Source organism: Actinoplanes sp. NPDC051388, assembly GCF_055586225.1.
In genome coordinates this window covers 63412-80409 of the sequence record NZ_JBVJIP010000016.1, presented here as the reverse complement: position 1 = coordinate 80409, position 16998 = coordinate 63412, and the positions used below count along the sequence as shown (strand labels likewise).

At 70.9% G+C, this 16998-nt stretch carries 15 protein-coding genes; 8 read left to right on the top strand and 7 right to left on the bottom strand.

The window, feature by feature from the left end; all coding sequences use genetic code 11:
* Positions 1–32 precede the first annotated feature (32 nt).
* The 3 genes from ACZ6TI_RS33935 to ACZ6TI_RS33925 are packed head-to-tail and all read right to left on the bottom strand — an operon-like array spanning position 33 to position 4368.
* Positions 33–1997, bottom strand: a complete 1965-nt coding sequence (locus tag ACZ6TI_RS33935) for an ABC transporter ATP-binding protein (protein ID WP_465349292.1) — start codon at positions 1995–1997, stop codon at positions 33–35.
* Entirely contained in the window at positions 1994–3730 is a 1737-nt protein-coding gene (locus ACZ6TI_RS33930; RefSeq protein ID WP_465349291.1) for an ABC transporter ATP-binding protein, read from the bottom strand. Before ACZ6TI_RS33930 ends, ACZ6TI_RS33935 begins: the two co-directional genes overlap by 4 nt.
* The gene (locus tag ACZ6TI_RS33925) at positions 3730–4368 is read right to left on the bottom strand and encodes a TetR/AcrR family transcriptional regulator (RefSeq protein ID WP_465349290.1); all 639 of its coding nucleotides are present in this window, start codon (positions 4366–4368) and stop codon (positions 3730–3732) included. The genes ACZ6TI_RS33930 and ACZ6TI_RS33925 overlap by 1 nt, the downstream gene beginning before the upstream one ends.
* Before the next feature lie 98 nt (positions 4369–4466).
* Here ACZ6TI_RS33925 and ACZ6TI_RS33920 point away from each other — a divergent pair, with 98 nt between their 5' ends.
* From ACZ6TI_RS33920 to ACZ6TI_RS33905, 4 genes are all read left to right on the top strand, one after another.
* Complete coding sequence (locus ACZ6TI_RS33920; protein WP_465349289.1) at positions 4467–4880, top strand: hypothetical protein; 414 nt, start codon at positions 4467–4469, stop codon at positions 4878–4880.
* Entirely contained in the window at positions 4874–5104 is a 231-nt protein-coding gene (locus ACZ6TI_RS33915) for a helix-turn-helix transcriptional regulator (protein ID WP_465349288.1), read from the top strand. Before ACZ6TI_RS33920 ends, ACZ6TI_RS33915 begins: the two co-directional genes overlap by 7 nt.
* Positions 5101–6060 (top strand): NAD(P)-dependent alcohol dehydrogenase, encoded by a 960-nt coding sequence (locus tag ACZ6TI_RS33910; RefSeq protein ID WP_465349287.1) that lies wholly within the window; start codon positions 5101–5103, stop codon positions 6058–6060. Before ACZ6TI_RS33915 ends, ACZ6TI_RS33910 begins: the two co-directional genes overlap by 4 nt.
* A 99-nt stretch (positions 6061–6159) precedes the next feature.
* Positions 6160–6738 carry a dihydrofolate reductase family protein gene (locus ACZ6TI_RS33905; protein WP_465349286.1) on the top strand — a complete coding sequence of 193 codons (579 nt, stop codon included), beginning with the start codon at positions 6160–6162 and terminating at the stop codon, positions 6736–6738.
* Here ACZ6TI_RS33905 and ACZ6TI_RS33900 read toward each other — a convergent pair.
* Positions 6720–7430, bottom strand: a complete 711-nt coding sequence (locus ACZ6TI_RS33900) for a helix-turn-helix domain-containing protein (RefSeq protein ID WP_465349285.1) — start codon at positions 7428–7430, stop codon at positions 6720–6722. The genes ACZ6TI_RS33905 and ACZ6TI_RS33900 overlap by 19 nt on opposite strands.
* Positions 7431–7495: 65 nt before the next feature.
* On the opposite strand from ACZ6TI_RS33900, the gene ACZ6TI_RS33895 reads away from it, so the two are divergent.
* Both ACZ6TI_RS33895 and ACZ6TI_RS33890 read left to right on the top strand, forming a co-directional pair.
* Positions 7496–7969: a hypothetical protein gene (locus ACZ6TI_RS33895; protein ID WP_465349284.1), complete on the top strand. Its 474-nt coding sequence runs from the start codon at positions 7496–7498 to the stop codon at positions 7967–7969.
* Between the two features lie 86 nt (positions 7970–8055).
* Complete coding sequence (locus tag ACZ6TI_RS33890) at positions 8056–11106, top strand: S8 family peptidase (RefSeq protein WP_465349283.1); 3051 nt, start codon at positions 8056–8058, stop codon at positions 11104–11106.
* Positions 11107–11170: 64 nt separating this feature from the next.
* Here ACZ6TI_RS33890 and ACZ6TI_RS33885 read toward each other — a convergent pair whose 3' ends face one another.
* The gene (locus tag ACZ6TI_RS33885) at positions 11171–12316 is read right to left on the bottom strand and encodes an outer membrane protein assembly factor BamB family protein (RefSeq protein WP_465349282.1); all 1146 of its coding nucleotides are present in this window, start codon (positions 12314–12316) and stop codon (positions 11171–11173) included.
* Between the two features lie 58 nt (positions 12317–12374).
* Positions 12375–13079, bottom strand: coding sequence for a nicotinamide mononucleotide transporter family protein (locus ACZ6TI_RS33880; RefSeq protein ID WP_465349281.1), 705 nt, complete (start codon positions 13077–13079; stop codon positions 12375–12377).
* Between the two features lie 188 nt (positions 13080–13267).
* Here ACZ6TI_RS33880 and ACZ6TI_RS33875 point away from each other — a divergent pair, with 188 nt between their 5' ends.
* Both ACZ6TI_RS33875 and ACZ6TI_RS33870 read left to right on the top strand, forming a co-directional pair.
* Entirely contained in the window at positions 13268–13576 is a 309-nt protein-coding gene (locus tag ACZ6TI_RS33875; protein ID WP_465349280.1) for a hypothetical protein, read from the top strand.
* A complete protein-coding gene (locus ACZ6TI_RS33870) occupies positions 13566–16622 on the top strand; it encodes a hypothetical protein (protein WP_465349279.1) in 3057 nt (1018 codons plus the stop codon). Before ACZ6TI_RS33875 ends, ACZ6TI_RS33870 begins: the two co-directional genes overlap by 11 nt.
* On the opposite strand, the gene ACZ6TI_RS33865 is transcribed toward ACZ6TI_RS33870, so the two are convergent.
* Entirely contained in the window at positions 16619–16993 is a 375-nt protein-coding gene (locus tag ACZ6TI_RS33865) for a hypothetical protein (RefSeq protein ID WP_465349278.1), read from the bottom strand. The two genes, ACZ6TI_RS33870 and ACZ6TI_RS33865, sit on opposite strands and share 4 nt — an antisense overlap.
* Between the last annotated feature and the right edge of the window lie 5 nt (positions 16994–16998).

Below are 16998 nucleotides of genomic sequence, written 5' to 3'. Positions count from 1 at the left end.
GAACGCTAGCAGCGGAACTTTACGCTGACAAGTTAGCCGTCGACCTCCACCGCCGCCTCCGCGAACTGCGCCGAGTAGAGCCGGGCATAGGCGCCGCCCGCGGCCATCAGCGAATCGTGCGTGCCCTGCTCGACGATCGCGCCGGACTCCATCACCAGAATCACGTCGGCGTCGCGGATGGTGCTCAGCCGGTGCGCGATGACGAAGCTGGTCCGGCCCGAGCGCAGCGAGTTCATGGCCCGCTGGATCAGCACCTCGGTACGCGTGTCCACCGAGCTCGTCGCCTCGTCCAGGATCAGGATGCTCGGCTCGGCCAGGAACGCCCGCGCGATCGTGATGAGCTGCTTCTGCCCGGCGCTGACGTTCGAGCCCTCCTCGTCGATCACCGTCTCGTAGCCGTCCGGCAGCATCCGCACGAAGGAGTCCACGTGCGCCGCCTCGGCAGCCCGCTGCACGGCGGCCATCGAGAACGAGTCCGCGCCGTACGCGATGTTCTCCGCGATCGTCCCGCCGAACAACCAGGTGTCCTGCAGCACCATGCCCATGTGCTCGCGCAGCTGGGGTCGCGGCATGGTCGCGATGTCCACCCCGTCCAGCGTGATCCGCCCGCCGGTCACGTCGTAGAACCGCATCAGCAGGTTGACCAGGGTGGTCTTGCCGGCGCCGGTGGGCCCGACGATGGCGACCGTCTGGCCGGGTTCCGCGGTCAGCGACAGGTCATCGATGAGCGGGCTCTCCGGCACGTACCGGAAAGAGACGTTTTCGAAGGAGACCCGGCCGCTGATCGGAGGCATCTCGACCGGGGCCGGCTCCGGCGACTGCTCGGGCGCGTCGAGCAGGGCGAACACCCGCTCGGCCGAGGCCACGCCGGACTGCACCAGGTTGGACATGCTGGCCACCTGGCTGAGCGGCTGGCTGAACTGGCGCGAGTACTGGATGAAAGCCTGCACCTCGCCCAGCGTCAGCGAGCCGGACGCCACCCGCAGGCCGCCGACCACCGCGACCAGCACGTAGTTCAGGTTGCCGATGAACATCATGGCCGGCTGGATCAGGCCGGAGATGAACTGCGCCCGGAAGCTCGACGCGAACAGCCGGTCGTTGTGCTCCTGGAAGGTGTCCGCCGCTTCCTTCTGCCGGCCGAAGACCTTGACCAGCGAGTGGCCGGTGAACATCTCCTCGATGTGCCCGTTGAGCCGCCCGGTGGTGCCCCACTGCGCGACGAACTGCGGTTGCGCCCGCTTGCCGATGGTGGTGGTCAGCCAGAACGAGACCGGCACGGTGACCAGCGCGATGATCGCCAGCAGCGGCGAGATCCAGAACATCACCGCGAGCACCCCGATGATGGTGAGCAGCGCCGTCATCAGCTGGGCGAAGGTCTGCTGCAATGTCTGCGCGATGTTGTCGGTGTCGTTGGTGGCCCGGCTCAGCACCTCGCCGCGCGGTTGCTGGTCGAAATAGGACAGCGGCAGCCGGGACAGCTTCGTCTCGACGTCCACCCGCAGCTGGGAGACGACCTTCTGCACCACGACCGCGGTGGTGCGGGCCTGGAACATGGCGAACAGCGAGGCGCCCACATAGAGCAGCGCGACCCAGGCCAGGATGTGCCACAGGGCGGTGAAGTCGATGCCCTGGCCGGGCACGAAGTCGACGGCCGAGAGCAGGTCCGCCTTGGTGTTCTCGCCCTGCTGCCGCAGCGCGGCGACGGCGTCCGCCTTGCTCGTCCCGGCCGGCACGGTCTTGCCGATCACGCCGGCGAAGATCACATCGGTGGCGTGGCCGAGCAGCCGCGGCCCGGAGACCGACAGCGCCACGCTGGTGATGCCGAACAGCAGCACCACGCCGACCGCGACGGAGTGCGGCTTGAGCAGGCCGAGCAGTCGTTTGGTGGAACCCTTGAAGTCCTGGAGCTTCTCGGTCGGCATACCGCCGGCCATCATCATCCGCGCCGGTCCGCCCCCGATGGGCGGTCCGGCCGGCCTGCGAGCTGGCGCGGTCATGCGGCGGCCTCCTGCTCGGTGAGCTGCGAAAGAACAATCTCGCGGTACGTGTCGTTGCCGTCCATCAGTTCCGTGTGCGTGCCGGTGCCGACCACCCGGCCGTCGTCGAGCACGATGATCGTGTCCGCCTCCCGGATCGTGCTGACCCGCTGCGCCACGATCACCACGGTCGCCTCGGTGGTGTGCTCGGCGAGCGCCGCCCGCAACGCCGCGTCGGTGGCATAGTCGAGCGCCGAGAACGAGTCGTCGAAGAGGTAGATCTCCGGCCGGTGCACCAGCACCCGGGCGATCGCCAGGCGCTGCCGCTGACCGCCGGAGACGTTGGTGCCGCCCTGGGCGATCGGTGCGTCCAGCCGCCCCTCCATCCGCTCGACGAAGTCGCGGGCCTGCGCCACGTCGAGGGCCTGCCACAACTCCTCGTCGGTGGCGTCCGGGTTGCCGTACCGGAGATTGGTCGCGACGGTGCCGGTGAACAGATAGGGCCGTTGCGGCACCAGGCCGACCACCTTGGACAGCAGATCCGGGTCGAGCTCGCGCACGTCGACGCCGTCCACCAGCACCTGGCCGCCGGTCGCGTCGAAGAGCCGGGGCACCAGGTTGAGCAGCGTGGTCTTGCCCGAGCCGGTGCTGCCGATCACAGCCGTCACCCGGCCCGGCCGGGCGACCAGGCTGACGTCGCAGAGCACCGGCGCCTCGGCGCCCGGGTAGTGGAAGTCGACCGCGCGCAGTTCGAGGTCGCCGTGCCGGCTCAGCGTGGTCACCGGGTTCGCCGCGATCCGCACGGACGACTCGGTGGTCAGCACCTCCTCGATCCGCTCGGCGCAGACCTCGGCCCGCGGGATCATTACGAACATGAAGGTGGCCATCATGATCGAGAAGAGGATCTGCATCAGGTAGCTGAGGAACGCGGTCAGCGCGCCGATCTGCATCGCCCCGGCGTCGATCCGCTGCGCGCCGAACCAGAGCACGGCCACGCTGGACAGATTCACCACGCCCAGCACGAGCGGGAACATCAGCGCCATCAGCTTGCCGACCCGCACCGACACGTCGGTCAGCTCGTCGTTGGCCTCGCCGTAGCGCTCCTGCTCGACGTCGTCACGGACGAACGCCCGGATCACCCGGATGCCGGTGATCTGCTCGCGCATGATGCGGTTGATCTTGTCGATGCGCACCTGCATCGAGCGGAACAGCGGCCGCATCTGCCGGATGATCAGGCCGATCAGGAACACCAGGATCGGCACCACGACCAGGATCAGCGAGGACAGCGGCACGTCCTGGTGCAGCGCCAGCAGCACGCCGCCGACGCACATGATCGGCGCGGACACCATCAGCGTGAAGGTCAGCAGCACCAGCATCTGCACCTGCTGCACGTCGTTCGTGCTGCGGGTGATCAGCGACGGCGCGCCGAACTGCCCGACCTCGCGAGCCGAGAAGTCCTGCACCTTGTCGAAGATGGCGGCCCGCACGTCCCGGCCGACCGCCATCGCCACCCGGGCGCCGAAATAGACGGCCACGATCTGCGCCGCGATCTGCAGCAGCGTGATGCCCAGCATCTCGCTGCCGACCATCATCACGTAGCCGGTGTCGCCCTTCACCACGCCGTTGTCGATGATGTCGGCGAACATGGTGGGCAGGTAGAGCGTCGCCAGCGTCTGCACGAGCTGGAAACCCACCACCAGGTAGATCTCTTTCCGGTACGGCCGCAGATGGCCGCGAAGGAGTTTGAGCAGCACTACTCGTCCCCGTTCTCGATGATGACCAGGCCGCTCTCCGCCTCGGTGGCGAGCAGGCCGTCGAGCAGCAGTGACGCCAGCTCGGCGCCGTCGAAGTTTTCCGGGTCGGCGAACGGCCCGTAGGTGTTGGCGCCCGCGAAGAGCAGCAGCAGCCGTGCGGTCGCGCCGGGGGAGCGGCGCAGGACCGCCGCGTCCGGCTCGATCACCGCGGTCAGCGTGGCCTCGATCGCCTCGCGCGATTTCTTCATGCGGGCCGCGGCCTCCTCGTGGCTGCCGACCGCGTGCGAGAGCATCCGCGCCGCGCCGAGCAGCCGCGCGTTGTCGGCGAACCGGTGCTGCACCAGATTGGCCGCGATGGTCAGCCGCTCGCGCAGGCCGAGGGCCGGGTCGATCGCGGTCAGCGCGTCCAGCAACGGCTGCGCGTCGAGCGCCTTGACCAGCGCCGCGACCAGCAGTGAGTTCTTGTTCTCGAAGACGCCGAAGATCGTGCCCTCGGCGACCCCGGCGGCGCCGGCGATTTGTTTGGTGCTCACGTCGAGCCCCTGCTCATAGAGCAGCGGGATGGTCGCGTCGATGAGGGCCGCCCGGCGGTCCTCGGGGGCCATGGCCGGTTGGCGCCGGCGGCGGGCTTCCTGCACGCGCCCACTCTAATGAGCGAGCGCTCACTCAGCCACTGACATTTGTCATGTGTCAGCAAACTTTGACCTCGTGTCAAAAATTCTATACATTGGTCGGCATGGCATCTATCGCAGCGGAAGAACGACGAGCATGGATCTTGGGCGTGGTCGCGGTGCTCGGCTATGCGATCTATGTCGCGCTGATCGCGACCGGCGCGGCCTATCGCCCGGTGATGCTCTGGACCATCGGCGCCGGCATCGCGGGCGGCATCGTGCTGAGCATCGCGGCCGCGATCGTCTGGCCCGAGGGCGCGAACCAGAAGGATCAGCGCGACCGCGAGATCGACCGGTTCGGCGAGCACATCGGCCAGTCGATGCTGGTCATCGGCGCGGTGGGGGCGCTGATCCTGGCCCTGCTCGAGTCGTCGTACTTCTGGATCGCCAACGTGATCTATCTGGCCTTCGTGCTCTCCGCGATCCTCGGCTCGACGGCCAAGATCTTCGCCTACCGCAAGGGCTTCCACCCGTGGTGAAGCCGACCCGGATCACCAACGACATCCGGGCGCTCAGGTTCGCCCGCGGCGAGATGACCCAGGCCGAGCTGGCCGAGCGCATCGGCGTGACCCGGCAGACCGTGATCGCCATCGAGCAGGGGCGTTACTCGCCCTCGCTGGAGGTGGCGTTCCAGATCGCCCGCGTCTTCGCCGTGCCACTAGAGCAGGTCTTTCAATACCCGCACCAGGAGGAGACGCCGTGAAGGCGATCGCACAGGACAGGTATGGCTCCTACGACTCCCTGCAATTCGCCGACCGGGACCGTCCGGTGCCCGGCCCCGGGGAGGTGCTGCTCCGGGTTTCCGCGGCCGGCGTCGACCCCGGCATCTGGCACTGGATGACCGGCCTCCCGCGCGCCGCGCGGCTGGGCCTCGGGCTGCGCGCCCCCAAGCCTCAGGTTCGGGGCAGCGACGTCGCCGGCAAGATCGAGGCTTTGGGTACGGGGGTGAGCACCCTCGCCGTGGGCGACGAGGTGTTCGGCACCTGCCGTGGCGCCTTCGCCGAATACGCCATCGCCAAGGCCACCTCGCTCGTGCCCAGGCCACCGAACGTGACACCGGAGGCGGCCGCCGCCACGCCGACCTCGGGCTACACGGCCCTGCAGGCGCTCGCCGCGGGCCGCGTCCGGGCCGGGCAGCGGGTGCTGATCATCGGCGCGGGCGGCGGCATCGGCACCTTCCTCGTGCAGCTGGCCGTGGCCCGCGGCGCGTCGGTCACCGGGGTGTGCAGCGCGGGCAAGGCCGAGATGGTCCGCGCGCTCGGCGCCGACCGGGTGATCGACTATGCCCGCGAGGGGCTCGGCGACGGCTACGACGTGATCTTCGACCTGGCCGGCCTGCGCGCGCTGCGGGTGCTCCGGGCGGCGCTGGCTCCCCGCGGCGCCCTGGTGATGCTCGGCGGCGAGGACGACGGGCGCTGGCTCGGCGGCGCGGTGCTGCGCCAGCTCCGGGCGACGGCGATCCGGCCGTTCACCCGCCAGCGGCTGCCCTGGCTGCTGGCCCTGGAACGCCGCGAGGACCTGGAGACGCTGTCCGAGATGCTGGCCGCGGGCACCCTGACGCCGACCCTGGACCGCACGTTCGCGTTGTCCGAGGCCCCCGACGCGCTGCGCTATGTGATGGACGGCCGGGCCCGTGGCAAGGTCGTCGTGGTCCCCTGAACTGTCGTTTCCGTCCAAGACGGCCGCCGCGGCGGCGATCTAGCGTGAACCTCGGCAGCCGCCCGACCATGACGGGCCCGACCATGAGGAGACAGTGCAATGCGTGACCTGGTCTACACCGGATTCATGTCGCTGGACGGCGTCGTGGACTCGCCCGGCGGCGGACCGGGGGAGGAGCACCGCAGCGGCGGGTGGGTGGTCAAGGACCTCGAGTTCGTCCCGGAAGCCTGGTCGCTGAAGGGCGAGGAACTGGCCGGCACGACGGCGCTGATGTTCGGCCGCCGCAGCTACCAGGCGTTCGCGTCGAGCTGGCCCGGATCGGAGGACCACGCCGCGTATCGGGAGCTGCCCAAATACGTGGTGTCGGCGACGCTGCCCGACGACGCGGTGGTCAGTGGGTGGGGGCCGACGACGATCCTGCGCTCGACCGCGGACGTCGCCGCGCTCAAGGCGGGCGAGGGCGGTGCGATCTTCATCCACGGCAGCGCCGAGCTGGCCCGGCGACTGTCGGACGCGGACCTGATCGACCGGTACCACCTGCTCGTCTTCCCGGTTCTGCTCGGTGCCGGAAAGAGTGTGTTCGGCCGGGCCGACCGGGACAAGCACATGCTGACGCTGCGGGAGTCGGAGACCTATGCGAACGGGATCGTCAAGCTGGTCTACGACGTCCGGCGCTGATCCAGGTCGAGGGCGATCGCGCCGTCGGCGCCGGCACGCAGTTGCCCGGCGGTGCGCCCGACGTAGGAGCGCAGAGCCCGGGCCAGGTGCGGCTCGTCGAAGTAGTCGAGCTTGGCCACGACGTCGGCGGTGGGGTCGCCGGCCGCCAGCAGCCGCGCCGCCGTGCGGGCCCGCTCGATCTGCCGGACCGCGCTCCGGGTCAGTCCGGTGGCGGCCCGGAACCGGCGCTCGACCGTGCGCCCCGAGACGGCCGGGCGATGCCCTCGAAGCACCTCGGCGACGAGCGGGTCACGGACCACGGCCCCGGCCCGGACGAGCCTGTTGACGAGGGCTTCGGCATCCTCGGGGCCGGGCGTCTCCCAGCGTGCGCCGTCCAGTCGGAAGGTCCGGCGCGTGGTGTCGGGGAGCTGGATGCCCCCGTCGACCAGCGCCGGCGCGGGCGCCACCCGCAACGAGGTGCCCGTGGCGAACTCGATGCCGGTGAAGGTCGCGCCCTCCGGCACCGGCGCCGTGCCGGTGCGGGTCTCGGGCCCGGTGATGCCCGCGTGTGCCCGGCCGCCCTGTGCCCAGAACACCAGGCCCCAGCGTGTCCCGGCGACGGACGTCATCGCGGCGACCCGCTCGCTGGTGCACGTCCACACGGAGTCGATCCACGGCGAGTCGGACCCGCGCGTCTCGAACCGCAGTCCCACCGCCGCAGAATACGCCGCGCGATCGGCGCCCCCGGGGCCGGATTCGATCCCTTAGGCTCCCGCCCATGGAACGGCACTTCACCATCGTCTTGCGTGGCTACGAGTTGCCGGAGGTCGAGCGCGTGCTGGCGCTCGCCGACGCGGCGCTGGCATCGGATGACGAGGGCCTGCGCGCCGAGGCCCGCGGTGCTCTGCGCACCGCCTCCTTCGCGGTGGCCCTGCGTGGCTACGACCGCGAGCAGGTCGACAAGGAGATCGCCGAGCTCCGCGCCAAGCTGGGCGACGGCGCGGAGACCATCCCGCACGCCACCGCACCCGCCCCGCCGCGCGGCCGGCGGTTCGGGGCCGCCTTCCGGGGCTACGACCGGGCCCAGGTGGACCGGGCGCTGACCGTCGCCGACGAGGCGCTGGCCTCGGACGACCAGTTCGCCCGGGCCGCGGCGCGCGACAGGTTGCGCGCCACCGGGTTCACGGTGGTGCTGCGCGGATATTCCCGGGAGCAGGTCGACGAGGCCGTCCGGCAACGGCTGGTCACCTGAGTCCACAGCTTCAACCGTTGTTCGATGTGCACAAAACAAGCTTCCACTTCGTCTTCCTGGGTGTGTTCACACCTAGCAGAAGATCAGTGGCAGCGGCGTTGGCCCTGGCGCTGTCCACGGCGGTGGTCGCGGGCAGCCCGGCCGCCGCCGCGGAGAATCCCACCGCCCGCGCGGCGCAGGCCGTCACGCTGATCACCGGCGACCGGGTCATCGTCACCGGTGGCGCCGTCACCGTGGCCCCCGCGCCGGGACGCGCCGGCATTCCCTTCGCGACCAGCACGGTGGACGGCCGCATCCGGGTCGTCCCGGCCGACGCCCTCGCGCTGCTGCGCGCCGACAAACTCGACGCACGGCTGTTCGACGTCACCGGGCTCATCGCGGCCGGCTACGACGACCGGCGCGCCGACCTGCCGCTGATCGCCGGCGGTGGCGCGGCTGCGAGCGGCACCCGGGTGCGCAATCTGCCCAGCATCGGCGCGGCCGCCGTGCGTACCCCGAAAAAGGATCTTGCTCGGGCCTGGAAGGCCCGGACCAACCGGGGCAAGGTCTGGCTCGACGCCAAGGGAAAGTTCACCGCGGCCGAGGGGGTCCAGCAGATCGGGGCCACCCTCGCCTGGCAGGAAGGGCTCACCGGCGCGGGGGTGACGGTCGGGGTCATCGACTCCGGCGTCGACGTCACCCACCCCGACCTCGCCCCGATCGTGGCCGCGCAGACCGATTTCACCAACGGCACCCCCACCACCGAGGACGTGCACGACTACCTCGGGCACGGCACCGCGGTCGCCTCGATCCTGGCCGGCACCGGCGCCGCGTCCGACGGCCGCTATCGGGGCGTCGCCCCCGGAGCGCGGCTGGTCTCCGCCAAGGCCGGTGACTGGGAGGCCACCGAGTCCGCGGTCATCGCCGCCATGGAATGGACCGCCGGCACCGAGCACGCCAAGGTCGTCAACATGAGCCTCGGCTTCCCGAACACCGCCGGGAGCGATCCGCTCGAGACCGCGGTCGACGAGATGACCGCGAGGTACGGCACCCTGTTCGTGGTCGCCGCCGGAAACGACGGCAACAACGGCAACGACCAGAACAACGGTGACGACTACCTCGTCGGTTCCCCGGCCGACGCCGCGGCCGCGCTCAGCGTCGGCGCCGTCGACCGGGACGACAAGCTCGCGGCCTTCTCCAGCCGCGGGCCGGGCCTCGACGGCGACGCCATCAAGCCGGAGATCACCGGGCCGGGCGTCGACATCACCCACGCGCTGAGCAGCGACGCCGGCAGCGGGTCGTACGAGGTCGGCTCCGGCACCTCGTTCGCCGCGCCGCACGTCGCCGGCAGCGCCGCCATCCTCGCCCAGCGGCACCCCGACTGGACGCCCGCCCAGCTCAAGGCCGCACTCATGGGCGCCGCCCGGCCGACCGAGGGCCTCGGCGCCTTCGCCCAGGGCGCGGGCCGGGTCGACGTGGCCCGCGCGGTGCACACCACCTTGCTGGCCGACCCGCCGAGCCTGAGCCTGGGCACCCAGACCACCCGGACCGTCACATACCGCAACTACGGTGCCAAGCCCCTGACGGCGGCCCTGCGGGTGACCGCGCCGTTCACGGTGAACGCCTCCGCGCTGACCGTTCCCGCCGGTGGCACCGCCACCGCCCGGATCACCGTTCCGGCCGGGCTGACCGGCGGCGCCCACACCGGACGGCTCACCGCCACCGCCGGTGGGCAGGTCGTCACCACCCCGGTCGCCGTGGTCCGCGAGACCGCGAAGGTCGACCTGAACCTGCACGTGCTGGGCCACGACGGGCTGCCCACCGACGGCCATTACACCCAGGTGATCGGGCTGGACACACCGTTCCAGCACGACACCGTCTACGACTACCCGTGGACGCCGGACGTCGAGCTGAGCGTCCCCGCCGGCCGGTACGCGATCATCACCGAGTACTTCTCCGAGGCGGACGACGGCACCTGGACCAGCACCACGGTCGCGCAGCCCTCGGTGCCGGTCACCGCCGCGACGGACATCACCGTGGACACCCGCATCGCCGAGCCGGTGACCGTCACCGTTCCGGACGCCGACGCCCGGTTCGACGCCGGATCCGTCGCGTTCGGCGTGCGGACTCCCCGTGGCTGGGCTTCCTATTCCGTCAACAGCTACGGCGGCGCACTGCGCAGCGCACAACTCGGCGCGGACGGCGAGGGCTTCCTGTCCGTGGTCCGGATGTCGTACACCTCCGGCGCGGCGGCCTACCACGTCGCGTGGCCGGTCAAGGGCCGGGCGCCGACCGGCTTCACCGCCGCGGTCACCGCCCGGGACCTGGCGGTCGAGACCGGTGAGATGCACCGGCAGGCCACCGACAGCGCCTACTACCTGGATGCGGGCGTGCACGTCCCGGGGAACCCGCTGACCTTCGCCTCGCTCAGCACGGTTCCGTCCGCGACCCGCTACTTCAACACCACCGACCGCATCCGGTGGAGCACCGGGATGTACGAGTGGCGGGAGGAGGGGAACTACGAGGACGTCCGGACGGTCGGAGAGCCGCGGCGCTACGAGCCGGGCCGGCGCTACACCGCCGTCTACGGCGCCCCGGTCATCGCACCCTGCCCGACCGGCGACGGCATCGACTGGACCGGTGACCGGCTGCGGATCAAGGTCGCGATGAACTGCGACGGCGCCGGGCACATCGCCACGACCGGCAACGTCCCGGGCAGCACCATCCTGTTCCGCGACGGCAAGCAGGTGGCGATCTCCGCGATCGCCGGCGATGCCAACTTCCGGGCGCCGAAGACCCGGGCCGGTTACCGGCTGCATCTGGAGCAGAGCCGCCCGGCCGCATTCGGCACGTCCACGGCCACCACGGTGGACTGGACGTTCCCCGACCCGGCCGCGGCGCCGGGCCTCGGCACGGTCCGGATCGACCCGGTCGGCGCGGGGGTGCGCATGACGGCCCCGGCCGGCACCAGGTCGGTGGCGCTCGACGTCTCCTCCGACGACGGCGCGACGTGGCGAGCCGTCAAGGTGCGTCGCAACGCCGACGGCACCTACCGGGCCGCCGTCACTCGAAACGGCTACACGTCCCTGCGCGTGACCGCCGACGGCTCCGCCGCCACGGTCACCGAGACCGTGATCCGGGCGCTGCCGCCGGCCTGACCCGTCACGAAGGCAAGCGGCCGGCCTCGATCGAGGCCGGCCGCTTCAAATAGGGGAGCGGGGCTTACGGGGTGTAGGCGCGAACCGTCGAGCCGCTCGTGGTGTAGAGGCGGCCGCCGGTGGCCACCACGTGGTCGGTCAGCGCGCCGTAGGAAGCGCCCGGGGCGACCGTCTTGCCGGTGGTCGGCGAGAGGATCACCAGGGTCTTCTTGGAGGTGCCGTAGAGCAGGCCGCCGGCCCGGATCAGGTGCCCCGGCGAGGCGATCGCCCGGGTCCAGGCGAGCTTGCCGGTGGTGGCGTTGTAGGCGTTGATCCGGTTGGCCGAGGCGACGAAGACGCGCTTGCCGTCCGAGATCAGGTCGCCCGACTCCTTCTTGATCGTCCACTTGGCCTTGGCGGTCTTCGCGTCGACCGCCGCGACACCCGCCGAGTTGAAGAGGTACAGCTGGTCACCGGCCGGGTTGGCGGCGGCGGCCTGCCAGGCGCCCGTACCCCAGACGGTTCCTCCGTCCTTGATCGTGACGACCTCGATCTCGGGATCTCTGGTGCTGCGCAGCACGATGTGACCGCCGGCCGAGACGGGACCGGCCAGGACGTAGTTGGTGCGCTGCCAGAGCCGCTTGCCGTCGGAGACGCGGAAGGCGGTGACGCCGTAGCGCTCGTCGTCGCAGATGCCGCAGAAGCCGGAGACGACGAAGACGCCCTTGTCGCCGACATAGCTGTTGATGCTGTAGCCCTGCAGGCTGTCCCAGACCATCTTGCCGGTGACCGGGTTGATCGCCACCACGTTGGTGTCGTAGTTGCTGTTCGAGAAGCAGTTGATCTCGGTGGTGATCACGAGGCCGTCCACGATCGCCAGGCCGGCCACGTCGACGTAGGGCACGCCGAAGAGCCAGAGCCGCTTGCCGGTCTTCACGTCGTAGGCGCCGACGGTGCCCTTGTCCATGATGAACATCCGGCCGCCGTAGACCAGCGGCACGGTCGGCGTGGGCTCGCAGCCCTCCGAGCCGGCCTCCGGCTTCGCGGTCCAGCGAAGCTTGAGCTTGGCGATGCTGCCGATGTTGATCACCGACTCGGCGGGGTTGTATCCGGTGTGGCCGGGGCCGTAGGAATCCTGGGTCCACACCGCGGGGTCGGCCGCGTGGGCGGGCGCGGCGGCGGACAGTCCGACGAGCGCGCACGCGGTCAGGAGAGCTGTGCTGATTCGCATGCCGTGATCTTGAACGACCTATTCGAGGTTTTTGTCCATTTACCCGAAAAGGGCCCGTTCAGCCGACGGTCTCCATCGCCGGTTCGTCCAGGCGGGGCATCGGCTCCCGTCGCGAGATGCGCAGCCAGACCACGAAACCCCAGATCACGAACGCCGCGTAGACCGCGTAGAGGATGGCCGACGGGTAGTAGCCGAAGTGCAGCAGCTCGGGCACGCCGACCAGGTCCACCGCGATCCAGCAGAGCCAGAACTCGACCCAGCCGCGGGCCATCGCATAGGTCGCCAGCATCGAGCCGACGAAGATCCAGGAGTCCGCCAGGTAGTACCACCACGGCACCGGGAACCCGGCGCCCACCGCGCGGAAGGCGAAGAAGCAGCCCACCACCGCGAGCAGCGCCACGCCGACGAAGAGGATCCGCTGGCGGTTGGTCGCCCAGTGCGGGGTCACCGCCTTGCCGCCGCCGGACCTGCGGTTGCGCTGCCACACCCACCAGCCGTAGATGCTGGTCATCAGGAAGAACACCTGGCGGGACGCCTGGCCGTAGAGCGGTGTGCCCTGGTCGTTGCCGACCGCCTGGCCCATGAAGACGGTGAACAGCAGCACGTTGCCGACGATCCCGACCGGCCAGGCCCAGACGTTGCGGCGCAGGCCGAACAGCGCCGAGCCGAGCCCGAAGGCGTTGCCCACGATCTCCCGCCAATAGATCGCCTGGTCGGCGGTGACCTGCCACTTGGCGGTGTAGAAGGCGTCCAGCCAGTCCATCCCCGGAGTCTGTCACCCCGAGATCTACTTCGGCGGTGAGAGCTTGCCCACCATGCGCCCCACGCGGCCTCGGTCTATCGCCCGGCCGGCAAGGAGACCGGCCTGGGCGAGTTGCGCCGGCACGCTACGACGAGAGCCGCACCTATCAGCCGTACGGGTCCGGCGCGTTCTAGACGCATACTGGGGCGATGAAGCGGCGCCGCTTGTGGACAGTGTCGATGCTGTTCGGCTGCAGCCTGCTCCTCGCCGCGTGGACGGTCTTTCTGCTGCGCGCCGGGCTGGACCGCGCCGACAAACTGTCGAGTGTGTTCGGCGCGATCCTCACCGCCGTGTTCGGCATCGCCGGGATCTGGTTCACAGTGCGCACCCGCCCGTCGAGTGACCAGCCACCGAGCGCGCCGGTGCAGATCAACAAGGCTTCCGGGCAGGGGAAGGTATACGGCGTCCAGGGCGGCAACCTGACCATCGGTGACGCGGCCGGCCCCGATGACCGATAACAGCCGGACGCCGCAGATCAACATCGCTCGCGACCATGCGGCGGTGTACGCCGTGCAGGACGGTGACCTGCACGTCCACCAGCGGATCGGCACGCACCTGATCGACGAGTTGCCGTTCGGCGCGCTCCCGCCGCTCAGCGACGAGCAACCCAGCCGGCTGCTCAACGCGGGCAACCGGGTGGTCAGCTTCACCGGGCGGCAGAGCGAGATCACCGAGCTGACGGCCTGGCGGGAGAGTGCCGCCGCGGTCGCCGTCCGGCTGGTCCACGGCGGCGCGGGTCAGGGCAAGACCCGCCTCGCACACCGGTTCGCCGAGCTGTCCAAGGCGGTCGGCTGGGTCGCCCTGAGGGCCCGGCACAGCCGCGACATCGCGATGCGACCGATCGAGGTGCCCGCCGGCAACGCCGTGGTGGCGTCCGAGCGCATCCTCCTGATCGTCGACTACGCGGAGCGGTGGCCGCTCTCCGATCTGCTGGCGCTGCTCCTCGATCGGCGGTTGCACGGCGGCCCGGCGCTGCGCGTGCTCCTGCTCGCGCGCCCGGTCGGGAACTGGTGGCACGCCCTGACCTACCGCCTCTCGCAGTCGCTCGGCACCATCGCCGACAGCGTTGAACTAACGCCGCTGGCGGCCACCCAGGTCGGCTCCCGGGAGGCGTTCGAGGTGGCCCGGTCCTGCTTCGCGAAGGCTCTCCAGGTCGCGGATCCCGGGCAGGCGGCGCCGGACATCGAGGGTTCCGTCCTGACCATCCACATGGCCGCCCTGGCACACGTCCTCGCCGCCCGGCACGGCGACGCCCCGCCGACGGATCCCGGACACCTCTCGGCCTACCTGCTGTCCCGGGAGCGAAGCCACTGGCAGGCGATGTACGACAACGACCGGCGCATCGAGTCCAACCCGCAGGTGATCGGACGGGCGGTCTTCGTCGCCGCGCTGACCCGGGCGCTGGACTATCCGGCCGCCGTCGTCGCCCTGCAATCGACCGCCGTGGCCGGCGATGCGCCGGCCGCCGCGCGCGTGCTCGACGACCACGCGATGTGCTATCCGCCGCACGATTCGGCCACGCTGCTCGAGCCGCTCTATCCGGACCGCCTGGCCGAGGACTTCGTCGCGCTGCAGACCGCCGGGCACAGCATCGCCGGATTCCGCCCCGATCCGTGGGCCGCCGGTGCGCTGGGCCGGCTGATGGACGCCGGCCCGCAACGGATGAGCACCACCCTGTCGATGCTGGTGGAGGCCGCGCGGCGGTGGCCACACCTCACCGAGAGACACCTCGTCCCGCTGCTGAGAGCACAGCCGGAACTGGCCATCGACGCCGGCGCGCCGGCGCTGTCGGCGATCGCCGCCGCGCCGATGGTGCCCCTCGACGTGCTGGCGGCGATCGAGGCGCTGCTGCCGGTCGACCCGCCGGAAGACCTCTACGCGGGCATCGCCGCGATCACCGAGCGACTGGCCGCCGACCTGGCCGGCAACACCATCGATCCGGTACGCGCGGCCCGGGTGCTGCAGAAACTCGGCTGGCGTCTGCTCAACTCGGGGCGCGTCACCGACGGCATCGCCATGCTCACCTCGGCGGTCGACGCCGCACGCCGACTGGCCGCGGCCGACCGTGGCACCCACGTCGTCCAACTCGAGTTTTCGCTGCGCACCGTCGGCCGGGCACACATCCGGGTGCAGAACTGGACCGAGGCCGCCGCCGCGCTCGGCGAAGCGGTCGGCCTGTGGAGTTCCGACGACGTGGGATCCGCGCTGCCCGCCCAGGAGGTGGCGAGTTGCCTGGCCGAGCTGAGCCTCGCGCTGTGGCACACCGGCGACAACACGTCGTCCCTGCGCATCCGGCACCGGGCGATCGCGCAGCTCCGCGGCCTGGTCGCCGAGCATCCGGAGCACCGTCCCACCCTGATCCGCGCCCTCGTCCAGCAGGCGGAGCAGCTGCGCGGCGCCGACCGCGGGCGGGGTTCGCTCGACGCGCTGGACGAGGCGGTGGAACTGCTGCGTGCGCTGGCCCGCAACCCGGAGTCCGGCCTCGAGCGGGACTTCGCCGCCGCGCTGCTCGGCCGTGCCCGGACGCTCCGATCCCTCGGCCGTCCGGCGGAGGCGGAACCACCCGCGGCCGGCGCCGTCCGGATCTTCCGGCGGCTGGCCGGGCTCGACGTCTCCTACGACCAGGACCTCGCCCGCGCCCTGGAGACCGAGGCGGAGATCCGAGCCGCGCTGGGGCAGTGGTCGGGCGCCGTCGAAGCGCAGGAGAACGCGGTCGCGATCCACCGGCGGCTCGCCCGGATCAACACCGATCGGTACGGGCTCGATCTCGTGCGCCAGCTCATCGTGTTCGCCCGGATCTGCCGGGATGCGGGCCGCCGTCATCAAGAGGCGCTGGACGTGCTGGCGGAGGTGATCGGGCTGTTGCGGGCCGATCGGTTCGAAGCGAACGTCCGGAAGCGGCTGCTGCTGGCCGCGCAGGCGCTCGGCGCCGACCTGCTGGACGCGTCGGGACGGCACGCGGACGCCCAGGCGTTGCGGCGCCCCGGCAGCGTGTGGAAGCCATCGTCGCCGCCCCGGACCCGCGCGCCCCGGGAGCGGGAGTGGCTGACGCCCGACGATGACGACCGCAAGCGGGGCAGAGCGATCGGCGAGCGCGCGCCCTACCTCGCCCGCATGCGATTCGAGGAATTCTCCGCTCAGAAGGTCGCGGCGGCGCTGGTCACGATGAATCCCCGACCGACCTGGCTGGAGCTCACCTTCCGTGGCTTCCAGACCGACTTCGAGGCCGAGATCCTCCGGCAGCTCGTCCGCTACCCCGAACTGACCAGGACGGAGGTCGTGTTGCGCTTCGTGGCGAAGAGGCTGGACGGCTGTTCGGACCAGTTCGTCGCCGCCGTGCTCGACCAGGCGGCGCCATCGACCGCCGCCGCGATCCTCAATCACCAGGAGTGGATGCTGAACGCGCGCGATGTGCTGGATCTGATCGACTCGGCACACGTCGCTCAGATCACCCGCCTCCTCACCTACGACCCGACCGACCCGTTCGGCCTCCGAAGCCGCTAGTCGTTGGCGGATTCGAGGATCGCGCGCACCTGCTCGACGCCGTCGTCGGGCGTGACGACGGCGTCGAAGGTGTAGGAGTCGTCGCAGAAGACGACCTCCCGGTCGGCCGGGACGAGACCGCGGTACCAGACCACGATCTCCGCCACCGGGCCGTCCGGGCCGTCCAGATAGATGCACTGGCCGGACTCGTGGGCCGCTCCCCAGACAGTGTCGGCGCCCGCGCCGTCCGTCCAGGTCACGTCCTGGGCGGGGTCCCCGCGGCCGGCGGTGTCGTCCACCTCGGCCGCGGGGCGATCCGTCCGGAGCGCCCGGATCAGATCCTCCCTGTCCAGGGACCAGTCATCGTCCTGAACCAATGCCAGATATGTCATCGCTC